Source organism: Deinococcus detaillensis, from assembly GCF_007280555.1.
Lineage (GTDB): Bacteria > Deinococcota > Deinococci > Deinococcales > Deinococcaceae > Deinococcus > Deinococcus detaillensis.
In genome coordinates this window covers 1-20,891 of the sequence record NZ_VKDB01000037.1, presented here as the reverse complement: position 1 = coordinate 20,891, position 20,891 = coordinate 1, and the positions used below count along the sequence as shown (strand labels likewise).

Below are 20,891 nucleotides of genomic sequence, written 5' to 3'. Positions count from 1 at the left end.
GCGGTCACGCTCAGCGCGTCCGTCGTTGAAGTCAGGGTGGCCGCCGGCACACTCACGGTGAGCGCGGCGCTCACCGGAGCACTCCCGGGCACACTCAAGGTCAGACGGTAGTTGCCGGGACGGGCGTAGTTGTGGCTCAGGGTCTGCGTCTCCACACCCGTGATATCCACGGTTGGCGTGCCGTCGCCCCAGTCGAGCCGGTAGGCCAGAGCCTTGACCAGCCCGGTGAGGGTGGCCTGCCCTTGCAAAGCGGTACTCGTCGCGGTCAGGGTGGCCGCTGGCTGCGTGACGGTTACGGTCTTGATGGCCGCCGGTGATTCCGGCGCTTTCAAGCTGACGGTGTAGGTGCCTGCAACGGTGTAGGTATGAACGCGGGTGCCGACCGTCAGGCCGGTGATGACCTCGCGCTGCCCGTCGCCCCAGTCCAGCGTGTAGCTCAGGGCAGGAACCAGAGCGCTGAAGTCGGCCTTGATCACGTCGTAGACGCTGGCAGTGACGGGCGCGACGCTCAGGGTGGGCGCGTCCACATTCACGTACCTGACATCCAGAGTCGCAGTTCCCGCGTCTCCGAGGGTGGGGGTCACGGTGAGGGTGTAGGTTCCCGGTGCCGCGTAGGTGTGCGTCAGCGTCGTTTCCGGCGTCTGAGCAGTCAGAGGCTGCTCCTGACCGTCACCCCACTGCACGCGGTAGGTCGCCGCCTGAACGATCCTGCTCAGTCGCAGGGTCGCGTTCAGGTTGAGGTTGGTGGCGCTCAGAATCGGGGTCGGCACGTTCACGGTCACGCTCTGCTGAACGGGCGGGGCATCGGCGTATTTGACCGAGACGCTGAAGGTGCCGGGCCTGGTGTACTGGTGGGTGCGGGTGAAGGTCGCAGCACCGGTCACGGGTTCACTGCTACCGTCGCCCCAGTTCAGGGTGTAGGTGAGTGATGGAACCAGCTGGCCCAGCGCGGCAGTGAAGGTGGTGTCGGTCGATCCCTGCGCTGGTGCCACGCTCAGGGTGGGCGCGGGGACCATGAGCGTCACCGTGGCCGTGGCCGGCGTGCCGCCGTTGGGGGTGAGCGTGACCGTCTGCACGCCCGGCGCGGCGTAGAGATGCGTGAGGGTCATGATCGGTCCGGTGGCCTGGAAGGTTTCGGTTACACCTGCGCCCCAGTTGACGGTATAGGTCACGCCGGCGTAGAGCTTGGCGGCGGTGAGCGCGACACTCAGTTCATTGGCCACCAGTTGCAGTGTGGGCGCGGCGGGCCGCACCGTAACGGGCGCGGAGACCGGATTGGTGCTGGAGGAAGTCAGTTCCGCCTGGTACGTGCCGGGCACGGCGTAGCTGTGGGTCAGGGTATTGATCACGTCGGCCGCCGTGAAGGTGATCGGCGGGCCGTCTCTCCAGTCGAGGGTGTAGCTCAGCGTTTTGGTCAGGTCGGACAGGGTTGCCGTGACCGTCTGATCGGTGTCCACGACCGGCGGGATAATGGCCAGCTTCGGCTGCGAGGCGACCACGGACACGGATTCGGTGGCGGGTACGCCGCGTGCGGGTGTGACAGTCACTGTGTACGTGCCGGGTCTGGGGTAGGCGTGCGCGAGGGTCGCAGCCGGGCCAGTGGCATTGAGTGGCTCGGGCGCTCCTTCACCCCAGTTCACCGTGTAGGCCGCGCCCGCCACAAGGTTCTGTACCTGGAGAGTCACAGTCAGATTCTGAGCGGTATGGGAGAGCACCGGTGCGGGAACCTGCACGGCCACGGCGGTGGTGCCCAGCGTCCGCCCGCCGTTGGTCACGGTGATGGTGTAATCCTGGGCCGCCGCGTAGGCGTGCGAGCGCGACGCGGTCGTCTGGCCGGTCAACGGCTCGGTGGTGCCGTCTCCCCAGTTCAGATCGTACGTGGCCGAATCAGCCAGTCCAGTCAGCGTGACCACCACCTGTTCCCTCACCACGGGCCGCTGAGGGGCGGCGCTGAGGGTCACGTTGCCCAGGGTGGCTGTGAAGGTTGCGGTCGCCAGCACGCCCGTGGTCGTGGCCGAGGTCGGGCCATACATGTTGACCGTGTAGGTGCTGGGTGACGAGTAAGTGTGATTCAGCTGCTGCGCCGAAAGGTTCCCCGCCAGCGGCGAGGTCTGGTTGTCGCCCCAGTCGACCGTGTAGTTTGTGCCAGGTTGGGTATAGCTGATATTGAGCGTCGCGGCCAATCCTGTGCCTGACACCGTCAGGTTGGGCGGAGAAGCCTTGATGGTGATTTGAAGGGGGGCGAGGCTGGGCTGGGTTGGGGTGCGAATGGTGTAGGTCCCTTCCTTCGCATAGGCATGTAGCAGTCTCAACGGTTGAGGCGGGCCTGCGGGCATAACAAAGTCACTCGTCGTACCGTCGCCCCAGTCCACAGTGTGGCTACTTCCAGGAAGCAGATCCTTGTACAAGATGGCCATGTTGTCTCGTGGCTCCACCTGATACGTCGTCAGCAGCGTCAAGGTGGGGGTCAAGACTGTCACGGTCGATGTGCGTTCCGGGGCGGTGTAACCCGCGTTGCTGGCCACAGTCCTGATCGTGTAGACGCCCGCTGTGTTGTAGGTGTGGGGGAGGGTATGGGTCGGCTCACCGCCAAAGCCCACCCAGTTGTCGGGCGCTCCTTCACCCCAGTTGATGGTGTACGTCACGCCTTCGCCGCTGTTGTTAAACTTGTACTGGGCCGACTGGCCCGTCAGCACGTAAGCGGGATTGCTCGCGTCTGCCGTGAGCCGGGTGGGTATAGGGTAATTGGATTCTTGACCGGCGGTAGCGCCATGACAACGTCCAGATGACCGCAACTCCAAATACCCGTCTGCCTGAATCACGCCAAAGTCCAGTGCGGTCTGCCCGCCGGGTGGATTATTGACAGTGTAGACGCGGATGATCGGTGGAGAGGTGTACTGCTTAGTCTGCACAGTCCACACTCTTTCGTTTGCCGCGCAATCTGAGAAATCCGCGAAGCCGGTCACCCGTTGTGCTTCCGCCCGAGGAACGAACTGGTTGGCTCCAGGTGTAGCTTCCCCAGACGTGAGGAGGTAGACCCTCTCCGCACTTCCCCAGCCTCCCGTCAGGAACAGGGCCAGCAGCACGAGCCGCACGGCGTTCATCCGACTGTGGGCCAAAATTTCTCCTGGCCGCCATTGTTGATTCATAGAGGTCCTCCACCGGTCGGCTGCCACACGGAAGACTGGCCCGTTGACCGGAATGGATGTTCAAAGAGGCGGAAACCCAAACCGTCGCCGTACCCTTGATCGTCTGCGTTGTCATCTCTCCAATTGAGGGGAGCGGTGATGTGCCGCGCCGCATTCGTTAGAGAGAACTTGACGGCTTCTCCACTTGGCTTGGGGCCGCGCGGTATGTCGTGGTCGGTGGTCGGCGCGGTCAGCAGGTGCTGCCGAACAGCAATCGGTGATCGCGCCAGGAATGTGTCTGGCAACCGTCTCTCGGTCATATTGATCCTTCGCGGGTAACCCAGCATCAAAAGCGGTAGCGCAGTCCCGCGCCGTAGCGCAGGTGATTGGACGAGGCGGTTGACGCCTGCTCGTAGCGGACACTGCCAGTCACGTCGATGTTCTTGAGGACGGCGTATGCGGCCGTGAAGTCGGCGGTGCCGAGGATCTGCCACGCACCCGCCGCTGAGGACGTGCCGGTGTTCAAGTTGCCCTGAGAAAAGGCATTGAGGGCCAGGGTGGTGCCCAGATCCAGGCTGCCCTGGCGGTAGCCGAAGGTGCCGGACGCGTAGCCGCTCTGTGACTCACCCTGCCGCCGGTAGCCCAGCGACACCGACCCGTAGACCGGTTGCGCCTGAGCGCTGATAGACGTGCTGACGCTGAAGGCCGCTGCGGTCTCCGGCGCGGTGCTGAGCGAGGTGTTGGCACTCAGGTACATCGGCCCCAACTTGCCGGAGGCGTCGGCACTGTAGGTCAGCGCCGACGTGGACGGCGTATAGCCCACGCTGCCTCCGAGGGTGAGGTTGGGGATTGGGGCTGTCCTGACCCGCCCGGTTACGGTGAAGACCGGGGAAGTCAGGGTCACCGCCGCGCCGACACTCAGCTTGCCCTTGGGCGTTCCCTGGCCCAGCAGTTTACTGGCGTCATAGTCCAGATCCGCCGTCGTGGTGGCCGGGGACGAGGAACTCAGATTGGTGTACCCCGACAGGGCCAGGTCGCCGGTCAGCGCGGCGCGGGCATTGAGCCCCACGTTCCAGCGGGTCTTGCCGTCCGCGAAGGTGAAGCTCGGATTGATGGAGGCGGTGGTGCTGGACTTGCGGTAATTCAGCGAGCCGGACGCCATGAGACTCGTCTGGTTGCTGCTGAAAGTACCGGCTTTGATGTCGAACAGCGTGCCGGAACCCGACAGCGAGCCGGAAAGGGCATCCGAGATTCTCACACCGAAATTCAGGCCACCCGTGTGAACGGTGGTGGCCTGGGTCGGGGACTGACTGCCGTTGTAAGCGTAAAACGCCGAGAAAGACGAGAGCGCCAAACCCGAAGCCTCCAGCACGGGCGAGTACGAGTAATTCAGATTGCCGGAGAGGTTGGCGCTCTTCTGAACGAAGTCGACCTGGCGGCGAGCCTGAACCTGGACGGTGTGCCGCCCCGACGTGTAGCGGCCCGTCAAGCTCTGGAGCGGCGTTTCAACCGAGAGGTCAACGGCGTAACTATTTGTCTGACTGCTGGGCGACTGAAGCTTGAGCTGCACACTGAAAGCGTCCAGAAAACTCTGGGCCGCACTGACGCTGTAATACCTGATCTGAACTTCACCGGACGCTCCGGCGACGCTGCTCATGATGGCGCTGCAATAGATCGCCGCACGCCATGTCCGGCGCTGTTTGTCCACTCTCCGCGGGCCAGCGGCAGCGGCGCGAAGCGGGTCCAGGTCGGTGAGTTCGTTCACTCGTCGTTTCAATGGTCACATCCTCCAGCTTGTATCGGTAAAGTGGTGAGTGGACACCCGCTCATCTGCTTTTTTTCTCGTGGGCGCTTCAATTCGGCTCCTCGACTTGAGTGACTTCCAGCAAAACCACACCCAACGCCTGAAGCATGTTGAGTACCCCGTGCAGTGCAGCCTGATCGGTGAGGGAGCCGCTTAATACCGTGACGGGTTGGTCACGGCGGAACTCAAGGTGAAGCTCGAGATTGCCCAGCCACTCGCTATGGCCGGCATCAAGATGCCCCTTCACACGAATTTCGTAACACAGCGGCTCAAATCTCCCCACAGGACATCACCTGAACCCAATCTTAATGAGAAAGGTGATGATGTGTCACCCTGCAAATGGGTAGGAAGTGTGTGGGTGGAAAGAGTGTAGTGGGGCGCTAGAGCAGCCCCATCTCCCTGGCGCGGTTGAGCGCCCCAGTGCGGTTGTTTGCCCGCAATTTGATGTATATGTTTTTCATGTACCATCTCACGGTGTTGGGCGAGAGCTGAAGCTCCCTGGCAATCTGTTTGTGGGTATTCCCAACTTCCAGCAATCGGAGCACCGCCAGCTCACGCGCATTGAATGCTTCGCCCTGCACCCTTTGAATAATCACTTCGGTCTGGGGCTTTTCGGGCGCTGTCAGAGGACTGCTGCTTTCCGGAAACGCGGCCAGAAGTGCGGCGAGGTACGGTGTGTTCCGGCTTCTGGCACGCTGCTTGAGCAGGGCCTGCATCTGGGATCCCAGATCTATGAAGCTGCGGTAGTAGCCCTCCGGTTCGGCGAGTTTCAGAGCGCGGATCAGCGCCTGCATGGCCTCCCCTTCCCGGTTCAGCTGTTGCAGCGCCAGGGCTTGCAGCAGCAGGAAGCGGATCAGGTCATTTTCCCGTTCCTGGTCCTGGGCTGCCTCGATCAGCCGCTCCAGTAGGGGCAGCGCTTGGGTGGGTTCATTGCGGGCCAGCCGCAAACGGGCCAGGATATCGTGGCCGCTGAGCGGGGACCCGAAGTGCTCGTCGTTGCTGGGCCAGCACGATTCGAGCCAGTCCTTCACCTCGTCCAGAAGGTGGGTCAACTGGGGGGCTTGGGCCGAAAGCGCCAGTCTGCCGTGCATGGCCAGCACCTCGAAGGTCTGCTTGAGCAGCGGATCACTGCCGTGGACGCTGGCGCTTACCTCGTCCAGCCGGTGCAGCGCCGTGTGGGCCGCTTCCACCTCACCCGCTGCCAGGCAGAGCCTCAGCGAGAGACTGAGTTCCAGAGCCAGGGCCAACGGAGAGCCGTAGAGTTCGTTGAGCTTTCTGGCCTGCCGAAGGGCCGCCCCAGCTTCAGCCAGCTGATTGCGCTCGTAGTGGAGCTGGCCTAACCGGGCGTGCAGTTCGGCGACGTTCCCGGTTCTGGTGCTGCCCCCGCGCTGACTGCGCGTGTTTTCTAGGTGGCGTATCCCCTGTTCGAGGACACGCGCCGCTTCACGGAGTTGGCCCAGTTGCTGGTTGGCCTGGGCCAGTCCGGTGGTGGCGGTGAAAATACTGATAAAACTCCCGATCTGCTGAGCCAGATTCAGAGCGACCTGATAGAGCGCTGCTGCTCGCTGCGGAGCCGTGTAAAAACAGATAGACCCCATCAGATTGGTGCCAGCGATACGGACCATCAGCGCCTCGGGGGTGGAACGACCTGGCTGTTCATGTTCGAGCAGGCTCAGCTGCTGCTGGCACAGCCGGGCGGCGGCGGCGAAGTCCAGCTGATGAAGGTGATCGTAGGCACGCAGACCGAAGATGGCGGCGTCAAGCATCTGGGGTTCCGGGGAATACACCTTGCTCTGTTCCAGCAGCGGCAGCGCCGCCTTGATGGTTCCGAGTCGCCCAGTGGTGGTCAGAAACCAGCCGTAATACAAGCAGAGCTGGGGATGAGCTGGGATCAGCGCGGTGGGCAATCGCTGAAAGTACTGGATGAACTGCTCGTTGCTCCACTGCACGGCCAGCTTGGCCACCACAGCGGCGGCGACTTGAGCGGCCAATTCGTTGTCGTCTGCCAGAAAGGCGTGCCGGATCGCTTCATCGGTCAGACCCTGAGCCGCAAACCAAGCGCTGGCCCGGCGGTGCAATTCAGGAATCAATGCTGGCTCGTCCGCCTTCAAGCGGTGCCGTAAAAACTCGGCGAAGAGGTGGTGAAAGCGGTACCACCTACGCTCGTCGTCCAGGGGAACGAGAAAGAGGTTGGCCGCTTCAAGCTGCCTGAGCAGATCGGCGTCGGTGGGTTGGCCGGTCACCGCTTCACACAAAGACGTATTGAAGCGCTCCAGAATCGCCGTGCGCTGCAAAAAGGTCTTGATGGAGGCGGGCTGACGGCTGAGCACTTCGTCCACCAGATAGTCCACCAGGAAACGGTGACTGCCCACGAAGGCCTCCACGAACGCTTCCTTGTCAGGCCGCTCGGCAAGAGACAGGGCCGCCAGTTGCAGGGCGGCGATCCAGCCCTCGGTCTGGGCCTCCAGGCTGGCAATGGCAGCGGGGGAAAGGCCAAGCCCCTGACTCCCGTTCAAAAAGTGCGCCGCTTCCTCAAGGTCGAATCGCAGGTCCGCACCACGCACCTCCAACAATTGGCTGCGAACCCGCAGTCGTGAGAGCGCCAGAGGCGGATCGGTTCGGGTGACGATAACCAGACACACCTGAGACGGCAGGTGATCGAGCAGGAACTCGGTGGCGTCGTGAATCCTTGAGTTGGACAGGAAATGATAGTCGTCGAGAACCAAGATGACCCTGCCGCCGAGCTGTGCCAGGTTATTGGTGAGCTGAATCAGTAAGGGTTCAAAGCTCACTACATTTTGTTGTTGCAGGAGTTCAGGCAGCCCCACTCCAAGGTTAGGATCAAGCTGTTGCAGGGCGCTGACCAAGTAGAGCAAGAACTGGCTCAGATCGTTGTCGCTATTATCGAGAGAAAGCCAAGCGGCGGGGCGGCTTTGCTGCCTGAGCCAGGCCGCCAGTAAAGTGGATTTGCCCGTCCCTGCTGGAGACGAGATGAGCATGAGCTTGGCACCGATCCCCCGCTCGAGCCGTGCGACAAGGTGTGGCCGCGCAATGACATGGGCTGTGGGAAGGGGAGGATGCAGCTTTGTGCTGAGCAGGGTCAAGGCCATTGCTTATCAGGTTATCAGCCGCGCTAAAGGGTTGTGTTGCCTTAATCGGGCTGAGACTTCACCCCGCCTGTCCGGCGGCGTAGGCTGGTCCAGTCAACGCTCTCAACCGCTGGTGAACGTCCAGAAACCGGTCATCCTGAAACGGATAACCGAGACCCTACAACGCGGGTACGGTACGGCTACCGCCGTATTCATGTGCCCACTGGTCGAGCGCTTTGCTGATGAACTCCGGCCCGTTGTCCGTCACGATCATGATTGGCTGAGCACGCTCAGCCAGAACGTCGCCTAAGAGTCTGGCCACGTCCGAGCCCGTAATGGACGTACCGACATACATCATCAGGCACTCCCGCGTAAAGTCGTCCACCACGTTGAGGACGCGAAATCGCCGCCCAGACGCGAGCTGGTCCGACATAAAATCCATACTCCAACGCTGATTGGCGGCAGAAACCACAGGTTTCTGCACCCGTTCTCGGGCCGTGATCTTCTTGCGGGCTTTGCGACGGACGGCTAGTCCTTCAGCCCGATAGATCCGGTAGACCCGTTTGTGATTGGCCACTTGTCCTTCGCGCTTTAACAGGACGTGGAGTCTCCGATAGCCAAACCGGGGATGCTCCTGAGCCAATTCACGCAGTCGGATCTTTAGGGCCAAGTCTTTTTCCTCTCCAGGACTGTTTCTGTAGTGCCGTTGGGTTGAGCGCCAGAACCCGAGGACCCGACACGCCCGCCGTTCAGTGAGTTTGAATTGCTGGCGGATGAAGCCCACCACCTGGCGCTTGATCGGCGTCTGGGACTGTGATGTGGCTTCAGGATTCACCACTTTTTTGCGACCACCTCTTTGAGCACCAGATTGTCGAGCGATAAATCAGCAACAAGCCTCTTCAAACGGCGATTTTCTTCCTCCAGCAAACGAAACCGTTTGGTTTCGTCTTTGGTCATTCCACCGTAATGTGCCTTCCAGCGGTGAATCGTCGTCACCGCCACACCCGCTATCCTTGCGACCTCGCTAATCGGTTGACCCGCCTCAACCTGACCCAGAACGTCTAGCATCTGCTGCTCGGTGTACCGTTTCCCTTTCATTGTCCCTCCAGCTTGCCACTGAATTCGCAACTTTTTTGGACCGAGATTCGGGGGTCACGTCACTGCTGATCTTCACGTCGTGCCAGTCTTGGTCGTCCTGGTGGACTCATCTTACGACGTCCAGATCGATCTGATGCTCGCTTTACGTGTTTCATCCCAACCCCCTGATTTGAGGTGTTGCGACCATCACTTGAATTCACCCAATACGCCAGTAGCGAGTATAGACAGGCTCTGCAGCGCCTGGAGGCGCTGCAAAGTATGAGCAGGAAGGGGGAGTGCTGGGATAACGCCGCAATAGAGAGCTTCTTTTCGACCCTCAAGCTGGAATTGGATCTCCAAAAAGCGCAGGGAAACCGCGCTGACACGCGGAGCTTGGTATTTGAATGGATTGAAGTGTTCTACAACCGTGAGCGTTGCCATTCCAGCTTGGGATATCGCTCACCGACTCGATTTGAGGAATACCGCGCCGCACTGAACTGATCCTCCACAACGGTCTTGCAATATCAAAAACCTGCTGGCCGATGGCGTGATCCCACAGCTCGATACCTTGCTGGCTGCGGCGGTTGAGCCCCACTCTCCCCTTCAACCACTCAGCGAACTGGCTTCCGCCTTCGGCGTTCAGGAAGCCACGCTGCGTCAGTGGGTCACGCGGGGACAGTTGGTGGCAGTCAAGCGGGGGCGGCGACTTTACAGCCACCAGCTTCTTTACCTACGAACTCTTGAATGACAGGTTAACCGCTAGAGACCCGGTGGCTTGGGACCACCCTCAAAGTGCCAGGAACTGAGCAAAAATTGGACCTTTCCCGTGATTGGGAGAGGTGAAAACATTTCATGTTCGCTGCCGTCTTCCAGGAGTATAGTGGCCTCTCGCACACTTCCCTCAATGAGATCTAAGTGCGGCCAGACAGCCGTTTCAGGATTCCGGGTCTCAGGCAAAGTGGCACCCGTGAAGCCTGCCCGCTCAGCTTACCTAAAGATAAACGTTGTTGTACCTAAAACTGAGGTGTTTTTGGTATGGAGAGCAAGCCCGTCCACATTGCTGGATCGTCCTGGCAGCTTCTGCGCCGCTGGACTGCACTGCTACTCAGTGGCGCTTTACTTAGTGCCTGCGCCAGTGGGCCGACCAATTACGAGGGTGTGTCGGGCGGGCTGCGAAGTTACGCCGGTGCCCTGCGCCCGCCGGAAGGCTACAAGAACGTCACCCTGACCCGCCCCAACGACGTGCCAACCCTGCTGGAAGGGCGACAAGTCTTCGCCGCTACCTGCGCGGCCTGCCACGGCCCCGAACTGCGGGGGCGCGGGCTGTCCGGCGTCAATATCCTGCCGCACCCGGCTGACCTGCGTGCCCCGCGCATCGGCAACCTTACCGACGGCGAGCTGCTCGGCTACATCGCCGAAGGGGTGCCGGGAACGGGGATGCCCGCCTGGAAGTTGCTGCTGACCCGCTCCCAGATGGAGGCGGTGGCCCGCTATGTCCGCAGCCGCACGCTGATCATGCCTAAAGATACCCGCACCAACCCGCTGCCCGGCACGCCGCCGCAGATCGTACTGGGCCGCCAGAACTACATCCAGACCTGCGCGGTCTGTCACGGCACCAACGCCCGTGGCCTGAGTCCAGCCGGGCGCAGCTTGCAACCTCGCCCAGCAGACCTGACCGCTCCGGAAGTGCAGCGCTACAGCGACGGCCAATTGATGTGGATTCTGGAACACGGCATCGTCGGCACGCCGATGCGCGGCTGGGTCACTCAGAAAGTGATCGACCGTCAGCAGGCCTGGAGCATTCTGCGCTACCTGCGCTATCTGGGCCGCAACGAGGCCAGCCCCGACACCCTCCCCATTTTCAAGGACGGATTTTACAGTCAGTACCCCGTCTTTCAGTCGGTCAACAACACCACGCCGCAAAGCGTTCCCTCTCTGCCTGATCCGTGATGGCTCACGAAGTCCCGAGTTCAGAGGAGAACGCCTTGACCCAGGCCAGCCAGATTCCCGCCTTACCTTCTGCGGAACTCGAACACCACACCCCGCCCATCCAGACCCAGATCAGTGACCGCCCGGAACCGATGCCGCTGTGGCTGGCGTGGGGCCTGCTGGTCCTGCTGATCGCTCTGGCGGCCTTCACGCTGTACCTGTACGTCACCACCCAGTACGTGCCGGAACGCTAGCTCCTCTTTTCCTTGCCTTCAGCCCCCAGGAGCCTGCATGACCCAAACTGCCCACCTGCCCGCTGCCGCTGCCCCCGCGCCCCGCGCCAACTGGTTTTTCCCGACCCGGCCCGGCACCGCCGCTTACCGGATGTTCCTGACCGGCAGCATCTGGATGCTGATCGGCATGACCTACGGCCTGCTGATGGCCATCTACTTGGCCCACCCGCAGGTCTGGAAGTACATTCCGCTGGATTTGCAGCAATTTCTGGTGTGGTCAAAAATGCGCGAGCTGCATGTGCAACTGGTGCTGTGGTACTGGCTGTCGATGGGATCGGTGGCGGGCATGTATTTCATCGTGCCCAGGTTGTGCCGTGCCCCGCTGTGGAGCGAGCGGCTGGCCCACCTGAGCGTCTGGCTGTGGAACTTGGCAGGCCTGACCACCTGGGTGACCCTCTCGCTGGGCATGAGCCGGGGCCGCGAGTACGCCGAAACCATTTTGCCGGTCGACGTGCTGCTGCTGGCGGCCTTGCTGTGCGCCACGCTGAACATCGTCAATACTGTGCGTTATCGCCGCGAACGCCCGCTCTACGTCAGCCTGTGGTACTCGCTGTCCGCCGTGCTCGCGCTGCCCATCGTCATCATCATCGGCAAGGGGCTGTGGCTCAACCCGCTGAACAACCCGTATCAGGGCATCTACGACAACGTGACCAACTGGTTTTTCGGTCACAACATTTTGGGGATGTGGTACACGCCGGCGGGCCTCGGGCTGGCTTACTTCCTGATTCCCAAGATCACTAAGCGGCCCATCTACAGCCACTGGCTTTCGCTAATCGGCTTTTGGACGTTGATCTTTGTTTATCCGCCGGTGGGGGGCCACCACAGCGTCACCAGCGCCCTGCCGTACTGGCTTCAGACCGAGGCGATTATGTTCTCGATCTTTTTGTTCATTCCGGTGTTCGCCTCGGTGTGGAACCTCTACAAATCGGTGCAGCCCAACACTCAGATGCTGGCCCAGGACCCGGCGCTGGGATTCGTGGTGTTCGGGCTGACCTGCTACCTGCTGACCTCGGTACAGGGGTCGATCATGGCGCTCAGAACGCTGAATATTTATGAGCATTTCTCGCAGTTCACGGTAGGCCACGCCATGCTGGCGATGGGCGCGGGCTTCAGCGCCATCGCGCTGGGGGCGGGCTACTATCTGGTGCCGCGCGTCACCGGCCACCCCATCTATTCCAGAGCGCTGGCTTGGTGGCATCTGGCGCTGTTCGGCACCGGCTGGATCGTGCTGCTGCTGTTTCTCCAGACTGCTGGGCTGGTGCAATCGGCCAACTGGCGGGTCGGCGGGCAAGACTGGATGGACTCCACCGTCTGGCCCACCCAGCCGCTGATGTGGCCGGTGGCGGGCGGCGGCCTGCTGATTATCGTTTCGCACCTGATCTTCATGTACAACATGATCCGCACCGTGTATGACCGCTCCTGGGTCCCCAAACACGCGCCGGAATCCGACTCACTCCCCGGTCCGACCGTGCGCGATCCCCATCCGCAAGCATCCAATTTGCCGCCCGCTGCGGCGACGGATTAGAGGGGGGCAGCCATGTTGAAACAGATGTTTGACCGAATCGAGGGCAATACCGGGCTGCTGGTGGCCCTGAGTTTGCTGATTTTTTCAATGGCGATTCTGACCACCGTGGCGCTGCCGTATTTCGCCACCAACAACTACCAGCCCACACCGCTGGCCGTGAAGTACACCGCCCAGCAGATGCGGGGCCGTCAGCTGTACGCCCAGTCGGGCTGCTGGGAGTGTCACAGCCAAAATGTGCGGCTACCGGAGTCTGACATCGGCACGGTTCATCAGCCCGGCGACATCGGCGCGGTCAGTCATCCGGGCGATTACCTGTACCAAAACCCGACGTTTTTTGGGCAGCACCGCCGGGGGCCGGATCTGATGCATGTCGGCACGCGCTGGCCCAGCCAGGAGTGGATGACCATTCATTTCCTCAACCCCGAGCGCCTGAATCCCGGCACCTGGATGCCCAGCTTCGGTTATCTGTCCAAAGAAAATCTCGACGCCATCAGCGCTTACCTGATGACTCTCAAATGAGCGTTCACTTCCGGAGGTCAGACCCATGTCCACTGCCGTAATTGGCGTGATCGTGGTGGCGCTGATCATCATCGTGACCATTGCCATGTTGCTGATGTTGGCGGTTCACAACCCCAGCAAGCCTGAAGAAACGGAGCTGCCCAAGTACCGCATGATGCACGGCGTCAACCAGGAAACGCCCACCTGGAAAGAGCCGGGGGAGGAATGAGCCATGCCTGAAGACGAACGTCCCCCGCAGCCTGATACTGAGCAGTCCAAGCCGACTCAGGCTAGCCCTGCCCAACCCGGTTCTGCTCAATCCGGTTCTGCCCAGCCTGTACGTCGGCCATCCGAACAGCGCGATTCAGACAAAAAGGACGCGCTGGCCCAGACGCAAAATTACCAGCCGCAGCGCGGCCCTGCCGCCGAGGCCAAGGTTGCCGAGCAGGTCCAGGCCCAGCTTGAATCCGATGAGATTCGGTCTGGGGACGCCTCGGTGCCCAATTTCCTGGCCGTCTTCTTCGTGATGTTCGGGTTGTGGGGCGCTTGGTACTTCGCCTTCCATCTGGCCCCCCTGGACGAGCCGGAACCGGCCTCGGTGATGCAGGCCAGGCCAGCTGTGGTGCGCTCATATCAGCAAGCTGCCGCTGACCCGGCGGTCGCGGCCCACCCCACTCACTTCGACCTGACTGGCGAGTTCTCAGTCTTCGCCCTGACCGCGCCCACCGCCCAGCTTCAGGGCGGCGCGGCGCTCTTCCAGGGAAGATGCGCCCAGTGTCACGGCAGTGACGGCCAGGGCCGGGCCGGACCGTTCGAGGCCGCCACGCTCCAGGGCGACTCGCTGCTGTGGACCCTGCCCCCCAGCCGGGTGGCGCAACTCATCAAGTACGGTTTCGATGGCTTGATGCCCGAATGGGGCAACGATCAGGGTCAGATTGCGCTGGAACACGTAGTGGCTTATCTCAGCGCGGTCATGGCTCCTGCCCCCGGCACGCCCAGCCCACTGGAGGTCACCAAGGGCGGCGTAAACGTCCAAGACCCTATCAACACCTTCAACGCCCCCTGGGAGCGGGCCGACGGTGTGTTCGTGCGTCCGGCTGGGGGCGGACAATGACGCGCTTTCAGCTGCGGCGCTGGCTCCCCCGGCTCGGCGGCTTGGTGGGCAGCCTGGCCCTGGCCGCCGCGTTGATTGGGGCGCAGTCGGGGACGCCAGTAACCGGCGCAGGCGGCGTTCCGAAAATCCTCTGGACGGTCAACGGCCAGGGCTGGGCGGGGGCCTCGGTGGTTCTGGCGTCCGGTGGTCAGGCGTTCGTGGCCGACGCCAGGGGAATCGCTTCAGGGCTGGACGCGCTCAGCGGCAAACAGCACTGGCGCTTTGATCTGGGCGACCGGCTGCTGTATACCCCGGCCATTTCGGGACAGACGCTGCTGCTGGCCCGTGTGGGCGAACTGGCCGCCGTGAGTCTGGACGGTAAGACCCGCTGGGAAAAGCACATCGACGACTCTCCGGTGCTCTCTCCAGCCGTGGGCAAAAATGGCACCATCTACGCGGCGGGCGGGCCGTTCCTGTACGCTCTAGATGGACAGGGAAAAGAGATCTGGCAGCACAAGGTATCGACCTTCTACAGCGCCTCGCCGGTCGTGGCGCAAGACGGCACGGTCTATATTGGGGCCAAGTCGCTGCTGCTGGCCCTGACCCCGCAGGGCAAGGTCAAATGGCAGTACAAAGCGGCTTCTACCCTGTATGCCAATCCGGCCATTGACGGGCAGGGCAACCTCTATCTGGGGACTGGCAGCGGTCTGGTGTCGCTGAACCCGGCAGGTAAGGTGCGCTGGACCCACAAAGGTGCGCCGCTGGAAACCACGCCGCTGATCGGCAAGGAAAACCGGCTGTACCTCACCGATACTGCGGGTCAGCTCACGGCCATGAGCTTATCGGGCGACGTGAGCTGGACGGTGCAGGTCGGGGAAAGCATCGGCGGATCGTCTGCCCTGGCCCGCGATGTGATCTACGTCGGCACCGGAGACGGCCTGCTGCACGCCCTGAACCTGGACGGCCAGCAGCAGTGGGCGCTGCAACTGGACGGCGCAGTCTTCGGCTCGCCGGTGATCGGGCCGGACGGACACCTCTACGTGGGCGCGGGCCGCACCTTCTACGCGCTGGCGACCAGCAGCCCCCTGGCCACCGCTCCCTGGCCGCTGGCCCGCCAGAACGCCGCCGGACAGGGCCGCGCCCCATGAATGTACACAACAGGAGCAGACTGTGAAGAGCGCCAAACTTTGGCTGCGGGCCAACTGGAAAATGACCCTGGGAGTGGGCCTGGCCCTGGCTTTATGGACAACCCTGGCCGTGAACACCGGTCAGGGCGGGCTGGGCTTCTGACACGCCCGGAGATGGCCGCTTGGTCCGGCTCCCTCTGGCGGGGCGGTGCGGGCACCCTCAAAACCAATCTGCGCCCCGCCCACGCCCTCTGGGCAGCGCTGTCGCTGGGCGTGCTGGGCCTGTCGCTCTTGCCCGTCGTGATCGCCAGCGCCGTGCAGGACGACTACTTTCACAATGCCGAACACATGCTGATGGCGGTGGCTGGACTGATCCTGGGCGTGCCGCTTTCCGGCATCTATCGGCGGCTGGTCAACCTGATGGTCAGTCACGTCTCGCCCGGCATTGGACGAGAAGCCCTTAACTGGCGTGCCCGCGCGGTGCACTGGGGCGTGCTACTGAGTGTGGCGACGCTGGATTTGCTGGGCATGTCGCGCACGGTAGAGGCTTACGTGGACGCCCATCCGCTGGCACACGCCGCCGAACACTTTGTGATCTACGGCTTGTACGCTCTGTTCGGCGGAGCGCTGTTCTCGTTAATGGACTCACGTGCCCTGGCCTGGCTGATGACCTTCATCTATCTGGCGATGCTGCTGATGTACTTGGCCGACGAAAACAATGTCATGAACATTCAGTTTTGAGGGAGGGAGAGATGAACAAAACCGTCCAACATACATTCTGGGAACGCGAGTTGCAGCGCGGCCTCAGCGGGTTGATTGTCGCGCCGATGGTGCTGCTGGTGTTGCCCAGCCTGCTGGTGCCGCTGCTGCCGGGGCGGTTGCCGCTGGTGTTGCTGCTGAGTCTAGGGCTGGCCGTTCTAAGTTACTTGGGGCTGTCCCGGCGCTGGTTTGTCCGGTCCGGGCGTGATCCGCTGGATCTAGGCGGCTGGCGGGTGCTGGTGATCTGGCTTTTCTTCACATCCGTATTGACCGGACTGATCAGTTTGGTTTGGAAGTAGGAGCCCCCCGAAATGAAGTGAGCGGCAGTGCTCAGTACCCGACAGTTTCTGAGGGGACTTGAAACGGTTGTGTTGTCCTAACTTGGCTCGCGCCAGACGGAGGGCTGGGGTGGTTTAAGGTTCAGGCCACCCCAGTCGCGACGGTTGACCACGTCTGGAACGCTTGCTTCTGGTTGGTTCGTCTGGTCGAGGCGGAGACGCTGGTTCGGGAGTGGTGGTGGAGATTCGTGATCCGGGCGTGCAGGCTCAGGAATTCTTGAGCACGTTTGCGCCGCTTGAATCCTTGTTGTTGTCGTTCCTGTCGTCGTGTGGATCGATGTTCTTGCTCAATGATGTTATTACAACGCGCTGTGGAGATCACTTCCTGGTGGTCGACGTCCGCTAAACTTGGGATCTGCCGGGACGAACGCCGTCCACCGTCGTGCACATCTCGTCTAGATACCATCGCGCAGCGTCTCATGACTGACCTGGATGCCGCGCTGGTGCAGCAGTTCCTGGACGTCCCGATAGCTCAGGTGAAAGCGGTGATATAGCCACACGGCGTGTTGGATGATGGTCATCGGGAAGCGGTGGCGCTAGAGCGTTCAGTCGGTCACGGTGGTGAGCCTACCCCAATCCGATTAAGGCAACATCACCCCTTATGGAGCTTGAGAGAGGTTCAGCATGCCACTGCCAATCTCCTCAGCCTTAGCCGTAAGGAGAGGCACCGCACTGTTTTTGATTTTCTGCTCTATTTCACTTGGAGTGGCAGCCGGGAAAGCTTCTCGCCACAAAGCCAACGCCCCAGCAACCAGTGGCGTTGCGAAGGAAGTCCCTTCATAAGCATGAATGGTACTGGTGGGACTACTACTCATGATGCCCTGTCCAGGAGCAGCGATATCGACGTAGGCTCCGTGTGTGCTGAATGAAGCGGGACGCCACTCTTCAGTGAGCAGGACCTGAAGTGCTCCAACGGCCACCAGCCCAGGCAAGTCGAAAGCAGCAGGATAATGTGTTGGGCCAGCACTGCCTTGATTTCCAGCGGCAACAGCAATCAGAACTTGCTGTTGGAGCGCATAGGCCAAGACATTTTTCAATCCTTGAGTGGGTGTATCTCCACCGAAGCTGAGATTCAGTACGAGTTGTTTGGGGGGCACAGTCTTCAATGCGAAGCAAACTCCCCGGACAGCTTGGCTCGCCAGAATTTGTCCGTGGGCATCTCCAATCCGAATGGGAAGAATTCGTGCGTTAGGGGCAACGCCGAACTCTGCACCAGCGGCCAGAACAGCGACCGGTGTCCCGTGTCCATCCTGATCGGGAGTGACCGAGTCATCGAAGGCGTCGCTTGGATCGCTGTCTTCTTCTACAAAGTCATATCCGGCAAGGAGGTTCTGTCCCAGATGCCTTTGTTGAGTAACCCCAGTATCCAGGATGGCGATGGTTACGCCTTTGCCACTACGGCCCCGTTGACGTGCTCCCTGAATGCCAATGGCGGTGAGGTGATCCACATCCAGTCCCCAGAGACTTTGCGGATCCGCCTGCAACACCACGTCCTCCTCAGCTGGTTGACGCAGTCGGCTCAACACCGCTCCGATATTCTGACCGCTGGGGACTCCCACCCGGGCCAGGGTACTGGTGCATGGTCCTGGACCACTCAGGGGCCTGAAATCGATGAGACTGAGCCCTAAATTGAGCTGGCTGAGCCTGGCACTGAAGTCGCTTTTCGTCACACCTTCCTTGACCCATACGGCCACTTCGGTGGTCGAGACTTTTCCCAGTACCTCGAGTGACTGCTTGAGGCTCTGGCCACCAACATCGACCCGCACGACTTGTGATCCAGCTTTGGTGCCGGGCGGAACGCTGAAGACGATGGTTTCCCCACTTGCTGAGACGACATCAGCAGGCGTATCACCTATAAAAACGTGGGCTTGTTGAGCGCTGACGCCGGTCAGCTTAGCCGTGACACGTTCAGTTGGGAGCGCCTGGGTCAAGTTGAGGCTGAGGTTCAGCGGTCGGGCAAATTCGGGGGTGCTCATAACGTTATGAGCACCCCTTCGTACTGGACGGACCCTTGAGAAGTGTTTCGAGTTCTGCGAGCAATTGATCTACTCTGAGGCGCTCGTCCGCTGCCAGACTCGCAATCCGCTTCTCGTCGATCAGTGACTTCACATGCTGGTAACGCTGCTGGCTTTTCACGGTCCCTTTTACAGCGGCAGCAATCTCACGGACACTGAGCTGCTCCACCAGGGCACGCTGGGTCAGCGCCTGACGTTGCTGGTCATCCTTGACTTTCGACAGGGCGGCGGCGCGGGTGTATTCGAGTTGTCCTGAGCGCATCAGCTCGAGAAGGTCCGGTGGAGACCTGAGAACGCCAGTTTTGTTGGCAGCGAAGGACCGCCAGCTGCCCCTCCCGAGTTGCTGAAAGAGGGCGTCGAGCTGCTCCACCACCTCAGCGTCGGGTGTCCGGCGCTGAGCATGCAGCAGCGCAACGACCTCACCCTCCCCCACTCCCATTGCGCGGGCCAGGATCGCCAGTGTGGCCTCAACCTCGTCGAGTGGATTCAGATCCTGACGCTGAAGATTCTCCAGGGCTGCCAGCAGATTGACGTCCTGGTCTTCCACGACACGGACTGTCGCCGGAATTTCCGTCAGCCCAGCGAGCCTTGCGGCCCGCAATCGGCGCTCACCGGCAATGAGTTCGTATCCATTTTGGGCAGGTCGAACCAGGATGGGTTGCAAAAGACCCTGACTCTGGATGCTGGCGCTCAAGGCGGCGAGGGCAGCCTCATCGAAGTGTCGTCTCGGCTGCCCAGCAAGCACGGCGACGCGGTCGACCGCGATGATCTGCGGACCCTCAGCTGTACTGGCGGCGGCCCCAAGCAGGAAACTGAAGGCGTCGGCCCGGTTCCGGGAATCACTCATTTCGAATTCCGATGGATTCGAGCAGCATATCCGTCACCGCTGAGATCTCCGCCGTCACCGGATTCCGGCGGGCGAACTCCGGCAGCGGTGAGCCGTGAAGTTGAGAATCCGGATACAGAGCCGGGCGGTAAGTCAGGGGGGAGCTGATCGGAGCTAGGTGCCCGAACTGTGATCTGAGCTGCGCCAGACTCTCCCGGCTGTGGTTGGTCGTGTCGTTGTACTGCGTTACCAAGATCATCGCCAGCCTGAGAAACGGATTGGCTTTTCTGAAGCGGTTGAGCATCACGGTGACCGTCTGAAGGCCCTTGAGTCCCTTGCCAGTCGCAGGCACCGGGACGATCACGTACTGCGCAGCGATCACCGCCAGGGCGCTGAGCTGCCCCAGGCTGGGCGGCGGATCGATCAACACGAAGTCGTACCGGTCTTCGAGCAGCTTAAGGGCCTCTTTGAGTCTCAGTACGCCCATCAGCTGGCCGGGCAGGAGCGGCTCGATGGTGGCGACGTCCAGATGCCCAGGAATCAGGTCCAGACCGTGAACACGAACGGGAACTGGGAGGGCCAACTCGGCGTCCTCATCGGCCAGGATGGACGGGTAAATGGTGTCTTCGAGTTCGATCTCCCGAACCGCTCCGTCACGTTCGATCTGACGGACACCCAGCCAGTCGGTCAGGTTGGCTTGCGGATCGGCGTCGACCAAGAGCACCCGGTAGCCGCGCTGAGCAAGCGTGTAACCGATGTCCCGCACGCTGCTCGACTTTCCGACCCCGCCAGCATGATTAAAGAAAGTCAGGACGCGCATCTTGAACATGGTAACGCCCCTGCTCTTCATGTTGGGTTCACGACTGTTTCTGTGAGGAACGGCAGCAAGTAACAGCCGGTTCCACCCACAGCAGATCGTTCATGACCTGCTGTGAGTGGAACCGGCTAAAACACCGATCCTCTCAGCGTCGAGAAGGTAATCCAGCAGGATTGAAGACGTTCAAAAGCCGCTGCATTCAATCATCCGTACCAAGCAACAGTACGAAATCGTCACTTCCAGCATATTTCACCGTATACTGACAACATCCCGGCGGTCACCGAGCACTAGACCAAAGGGAAACCCCCCGCGCGGTTTCTAGACCGTTGTTCGCAGAGGGTTCCACTTTTTCAAGAATTTAAGAAGCTTATGCAGGCCGCCACAGCCTGTCGGCATTCGCCTTACGCCATACTTTACTCGTGTATGCGTGCTCAGTCAACGTATTGAGCGGGATTGACGTACCCAGGCCCACGTTCGGAGTTCCCCGTGAGTGTCCCCACCGACGCACAGCCCACCCTTGAGAGCCGCTTCACCGACGCCCGCGACCAACTCAAAGCCTGCACCGACGCTTAC

21 protein-coding genes and 1 pseudogene are annotated in these 20,891 nt (G+C 61.3%); 11 read left to right on the top strand and 11 right to left on the bottom strand.

The annotated features are described in order from the left end of the window. The 6 genes from FNU79_RS17545 to FNU79_RS17520 form a co-directional block, all read right to left on the bottom strand. Positions 1-2,912, bottom strand: a 2,912-nt coding sequence (locus FNU79_RS17545) for a PKD domain-containing protein (protein ID WP_185974795.1), incomplete at its 3' end; no start/stop codon positions are given. 562 nt (positions 2,913-3,474) lie between these two features. Continuing rightward, entirely contained in the window at positions 3,475-4,785 is a 1,311-nt protein-coding gene (locus FNU79_RS17540) for a hypothetical protein (protein WP_143722089.1), read from the bottom strand. A 196-nt stretch (positions 4,786-4,981) separates the two neighbouring features. Next, positions 4,982-5,179 (bottom strand): hypothetical protein, encoded by a 198-nt coding sequence (locus FNU79_RS17535; protein ID WP_143722088.1) that lies wholly within the window; start codon positions 5,177-5,179, stop codon positions 4,982-4,984. Between the two features lie 133 nt (positions 5,180-5,312). Next, positions 5,313-8,042 carry a LuxR C-terminal-related transcriptional regulator gene (locus tag FNU79_RS17530; RefSeq protein WP_143722087.1) on the bottom strand — a complete coding sequence of 910 codons (2,730 nt, stop codon included), beginning with the start codon at positions 8,040-8,042 and terminating at the stop codon, positions 5,313-5,315. A 157-nt stretch (positions 8,043-8,199) separates the two neighbouring features. Then, complete coding sequence (locus FNU79_RS17525; protein ID WP_225430157.1) at positions 8,200-8,805, bottom strand: IS3 family transposase; 606 nt, start codon at positions 8,803-8,805, stop codon at positions 8,200-8,202. A 47-nt stretch (positions 8,806-8,852) separates the two neighbouring features. Then, entirely contained in the window at positions 8,853-9,119 is a 267-nt protein-coding gene (locus FNU79_RS17520; protein ID WP_143722085.1) for a transposase, read from the bottom strand. 258 nt (positions 9,120-9,377) lie between these two features. Between FNU79_RS17520 and FNU79_RS19840 the strand changes: the two genes are divergently transcribed. From FNU79_RS19840 to FNU79_RS17465, 11 genes are all read left to right on the top strand, one after another. Further along, a complete protein-coding gene (locus FNU79_RS19840) occupies positions 9,378-9,599 on the top strand; it encodes an integrase core domain-containing protein (protein WP_225430156.1) in 222 nt (73 codons plus the stop codon). Between the two features lie 46 nt (positions 9,600-9,645). After that, positions 9,646-9,846: a MerR family transcriptional regulator gene (locus tag FNU79_RS19835; RefSeq protein ID WP_185974791.1), complete on the top strand. Its 201-nt coding sequence runs from the start codon at positions 9,646-9,648 to the stop codon at positions 9,844-9,846. 287 nt (positions 9,847-10,133) lie between these two features. Next, on the top strand, positions 10,134-11,048 hold the full coding sequence (locus tag FNU79_RS17505; protein ID WP_143722083.1) for a c-type cytochrome: 915 nt from the start codon (positions 10,134-10,136) through the stop codon (positions 11,046-11,048). 35 nt (positions 11,049-11,083) lie between these two features. Beyond that, the gene (locus tag FNU79_RS17500; RefSeq protein WP_143722082.1) at positions 11,084-11,281 is read left to right on the top strand and encodes a hypothetical protein; all 198 of its coding nucleotides are present in this window, start codon (positions 11,084-11,086) and stop codon (positions 11,279-11,281) included. A gap of 37 nt (positions 11,282-11,318) precedes the next feature. Then, positions 11,319-12,845 carry a cbb3-type cytochrome c oxidase subunit I gene (locus tag FNU79_RS17495; RefSeq protein ID WP_143722081.1) on the top strand — a complete coding sequence of 509 codons (1,527 nt, stop codon included), beginning with the start codon at positions 11,319-11,321 and terminating at the stop codon, positions 12,843-12,845. 12 nt (positions 12,846-12,857) lie between these two features. After that, positions 12,858-13,364 carry a cbb3-type cytochrome c oxidase subunit II gene (locus FNU79_RS17490; RefSeq protein WP_143722080.1) on the top strand — a complete coding sequence of 169 codons (507 nt, stop codon included), beginning with the start codon at positions 12,858-12,860 and terminating at the stop codon, positions 13,362-13,364. A gap of 25 nt (positions 13,365-13,389) precedes the next feature. Next, complete coding sequence (locus FNU79_RS17485) at positions 13,390-13,572, top strand: hypothetical protein (protein ID WP_143722079.1); 183 nt, start codon at positions 13,390-13,392, stop codon at positions 13,570-13,572. A 3-nt stretch (positions 13,573-13,575) separates the two neighbouring features. Then, positions 13,576-14,457 carry a c-type cytochrome gene (locus tag FNU79_RS17480; protein WP_143722078.1) on the top strand — a complete coding sequence of 294 codons (882 nt, stop codon included), beginning with the start codon at positions 13,576-13,578 and terminating at the stop codon, positions 14,455-14,457. Further along, on the top strand, positions 14,454-15,584 hold the full coding sequence (locus FNU79_RS17475; RefSeq protein ID WP_185974790.1) for an outer membrane protein assembly factor BamB family protein: 1,131 nt from the start codon (positions 14,454-14,456) through the stop codon (positions 15,582-15,584). Before FNU79_RS17480 ends, FNU79_RS17475 begins: the two co-directional genes overlap by 4 nt. A gap of 153 nt (positions 15,585-15,737) precedes the next feature. Next, entirely contained in the window at positions 15,738-16,304 is a 567-nt protein-coding gene (locus FNU79_RS17470) for a hypothetical protein (RefSeq protein ID WP_143722076.1), read from the top strand. 11 nt (positions 16,305-16,315) lie between these two features. Then, positions 16,316-16,621 carry a hypothetical protein gene (locus FNU79_RS17465; RefSeq protein ID WP_143722075.1) on the top strand — a complete coding sequence of 102 codons (306 nt, stop codon included), beginning with the start codon at positions 16,316-16,318 and terminating at the stop codon, positions 16,619-16,621. A gap of 121 nt (positions 16,622-16,742) precedes the next feature. On the opposite strand, the gene FNU79_RS17460 is transcribed toward FNU79_RS17465, so the two are convergent. The 5 genes and pseudogenes from FNU79_RS17460 to FNU79_RS17445 all read right to left on the bottom strand — a co-directional run bounded on the left by FNU79_RS17460 (position 16,743) and on the right by FNU79_RS17445 (position 20,321). Then, positions 16,743-17,066 carry a DDE-type integrase/transposase/recombinase gene (locus FNU79_RS17460; RefSeq protein ID WP_449757696.1) on the bottom strand — a complete coding sequence of 108 codons (324 nt, stop codon included), beginning with the start codon at positions 17,064-17,066 and terminating at the stop codon, positions 16,743-16,745. A 1-nt stretch (position 17,067) separates the two neighbouring features. Further along, positions 17,068-17,181: pseudogene (locus FNU79_RS19895) on the bottom strand (IS6 family transposase); the annotation flags it as partial. A gap of 78 nt (positions 17,182-17,259) precedes the next feature. Beyond that, positions 17,260-18,636 (bottom strand): S8 family serine peptidase, encoded by a 1,377-nt coding sequence (locus FNU79_RS17455; protein WP_143722074.1) that lies wholly within the window; start codon positions 18,634-18,636, stop codon positions 17,260-17,262. 4 nt (positions 18,637-18,640) lie between these two features. Next, positions 18,641-19,522 (bottom strand): ParB/RepB/Spo0J family partition protein, encoded by an 882-nt coding sequence (locus FNU79_RS17450; RefSeq protein ID WP_143722073.1) that lies wholly within the window; start codon positions 19,520-19,522, stop codon positions 18,641-18,643. Continuing rightward, positions 19,515-20,321 (bottom strand): ParA family protein, encoded by an 807-nt coding sequence (locus tag FNU79_RS17445; RefSeq protein WP_185974789.1) that lies wholly within the window; start codon positions 20,319-20,321, stop codon positions 19,515-19,517. The genes FNU79_RS17450 and FNU79_RS17445 overlap by 8 nt, the downstream gene beginning before the upstream one ends. Between the last annotated feature and the right edge of the window lie 570 nt (positions 20,322-20,891).

Bases quoted from the DNA above. Each gene is read 5' to 3' on its own strand.
- FNU79_RS17490 (WP_143722080.1), top strand. From the start codon at position 12,858: ATGTTGAAACAGATGTTTGACCGAATCGAGGGCAATACCGGGCTGCTG.
- FNU79_RS17450 (WP_143722073.1), bottom strand. From the start codon at position 19,522: ATGAGTGATTCCCGGAACCGGGCCGACGCCTTCAGTTTCCTGCTTGGG.
- FNU79_RS17470 (WP_143722076.1), top strand. From the start codon at position 15,738: ATGGCCGCTTGGTCCGGCTCCCTCTGGCGGGGCGGTGCGGGCACCCTC.
- FNU79_RS17505 (WP_143722083.1), top strand. From the start codon at position 10,134: ATGGAGAGCAAGCCCGTCCACATTGCTGGATCGTCCTGGCAGCTTCTG.
- FNU79_RS17485 (WP_143722079.1), top strand. From the start codon at position 13,390: ATGTCCACTGCCGTAATTGGCGTGATCGTGGTGGCGCTGATCATCATC.
- FNU79_RS17530 (WP_143722087.1), bottom strand. From the start codon at position 8,042: ATGGCCTTGACCCTGCTCAGCACAAAGCTGCATCCTCCCCTTCCCACA.
- FNU79_RS17480 (WP_143722078.1), top strand. From the start codon at position 13,576: ATGCCTGAAGACGAACGTCCCCCGCAGCCTGATACTGAGCAGTCCAAG.
- FNU79_RS19840 (WP_225430156.1), top strand. From the start codon at position 9,378: ATGAGCAGGAAGGGGGAGTGCTGGGATAACGCCGCAATAGAGAGCTTC.
- FNU79_RS17460 (WP_449757696.1), bottom strand. From the start codon at position 17,066: ATGGTATCTAGACGAGATGTGCACGACGGTGGACGGCGTTCGTCCCGG.
- FNU79_RS17455 (WP_143722074.1), bottom strand. From the start codon at position 18,636: ATGAGCACCCCCGAATTTGCCCGACCGCTGAACCTCAGCCTCAACTTG.
- FNU79_RS17475 (WP_185974790.1), top strand. From the start codon at position 14,454: ATGACGCGCTTTCAGCTGCGGCGCTGGCTCCCCCGGCTCGGCGGCTTG.
- FNU79_RS17465 (WP_143722075.1), top strand. From the start codon at position 16,316: ATGAACAAAACCGTCCAACATACATTCTGGGAACGCGAGTTGCAGCGC.
- FNU79_RS17540 (WP_143722089.1), bottom strand. From the start codon at position 4,785: ATGAGCAGCGTCGCCGGAGCGTCCGGTGAAGTTCAGATCAGGTATTAC.
- FNU79_RS17495 (WP_143722081.1), top strand. From the start codon at position 11,319: ATGACCCAAACTGCCCACCTGCCCGCTGCCGCTGCCCCCGCGCCCCGC.
- FNU79_RS17445 (WP_185974789.1), bottom strand. From the start codon at position 20,321: ATGCGCGTCCTGACTTTCTTTAATCATGCTGGCGGGGTCGGAAAGTCG.
- FNU79_RS17520 (WP_143722085.1), bottom strand. From the start codon at position 9,119: ATGAAAGGGAAACGGTACACCGAGCAGCAGATGCTAGACGTTCTGGGT.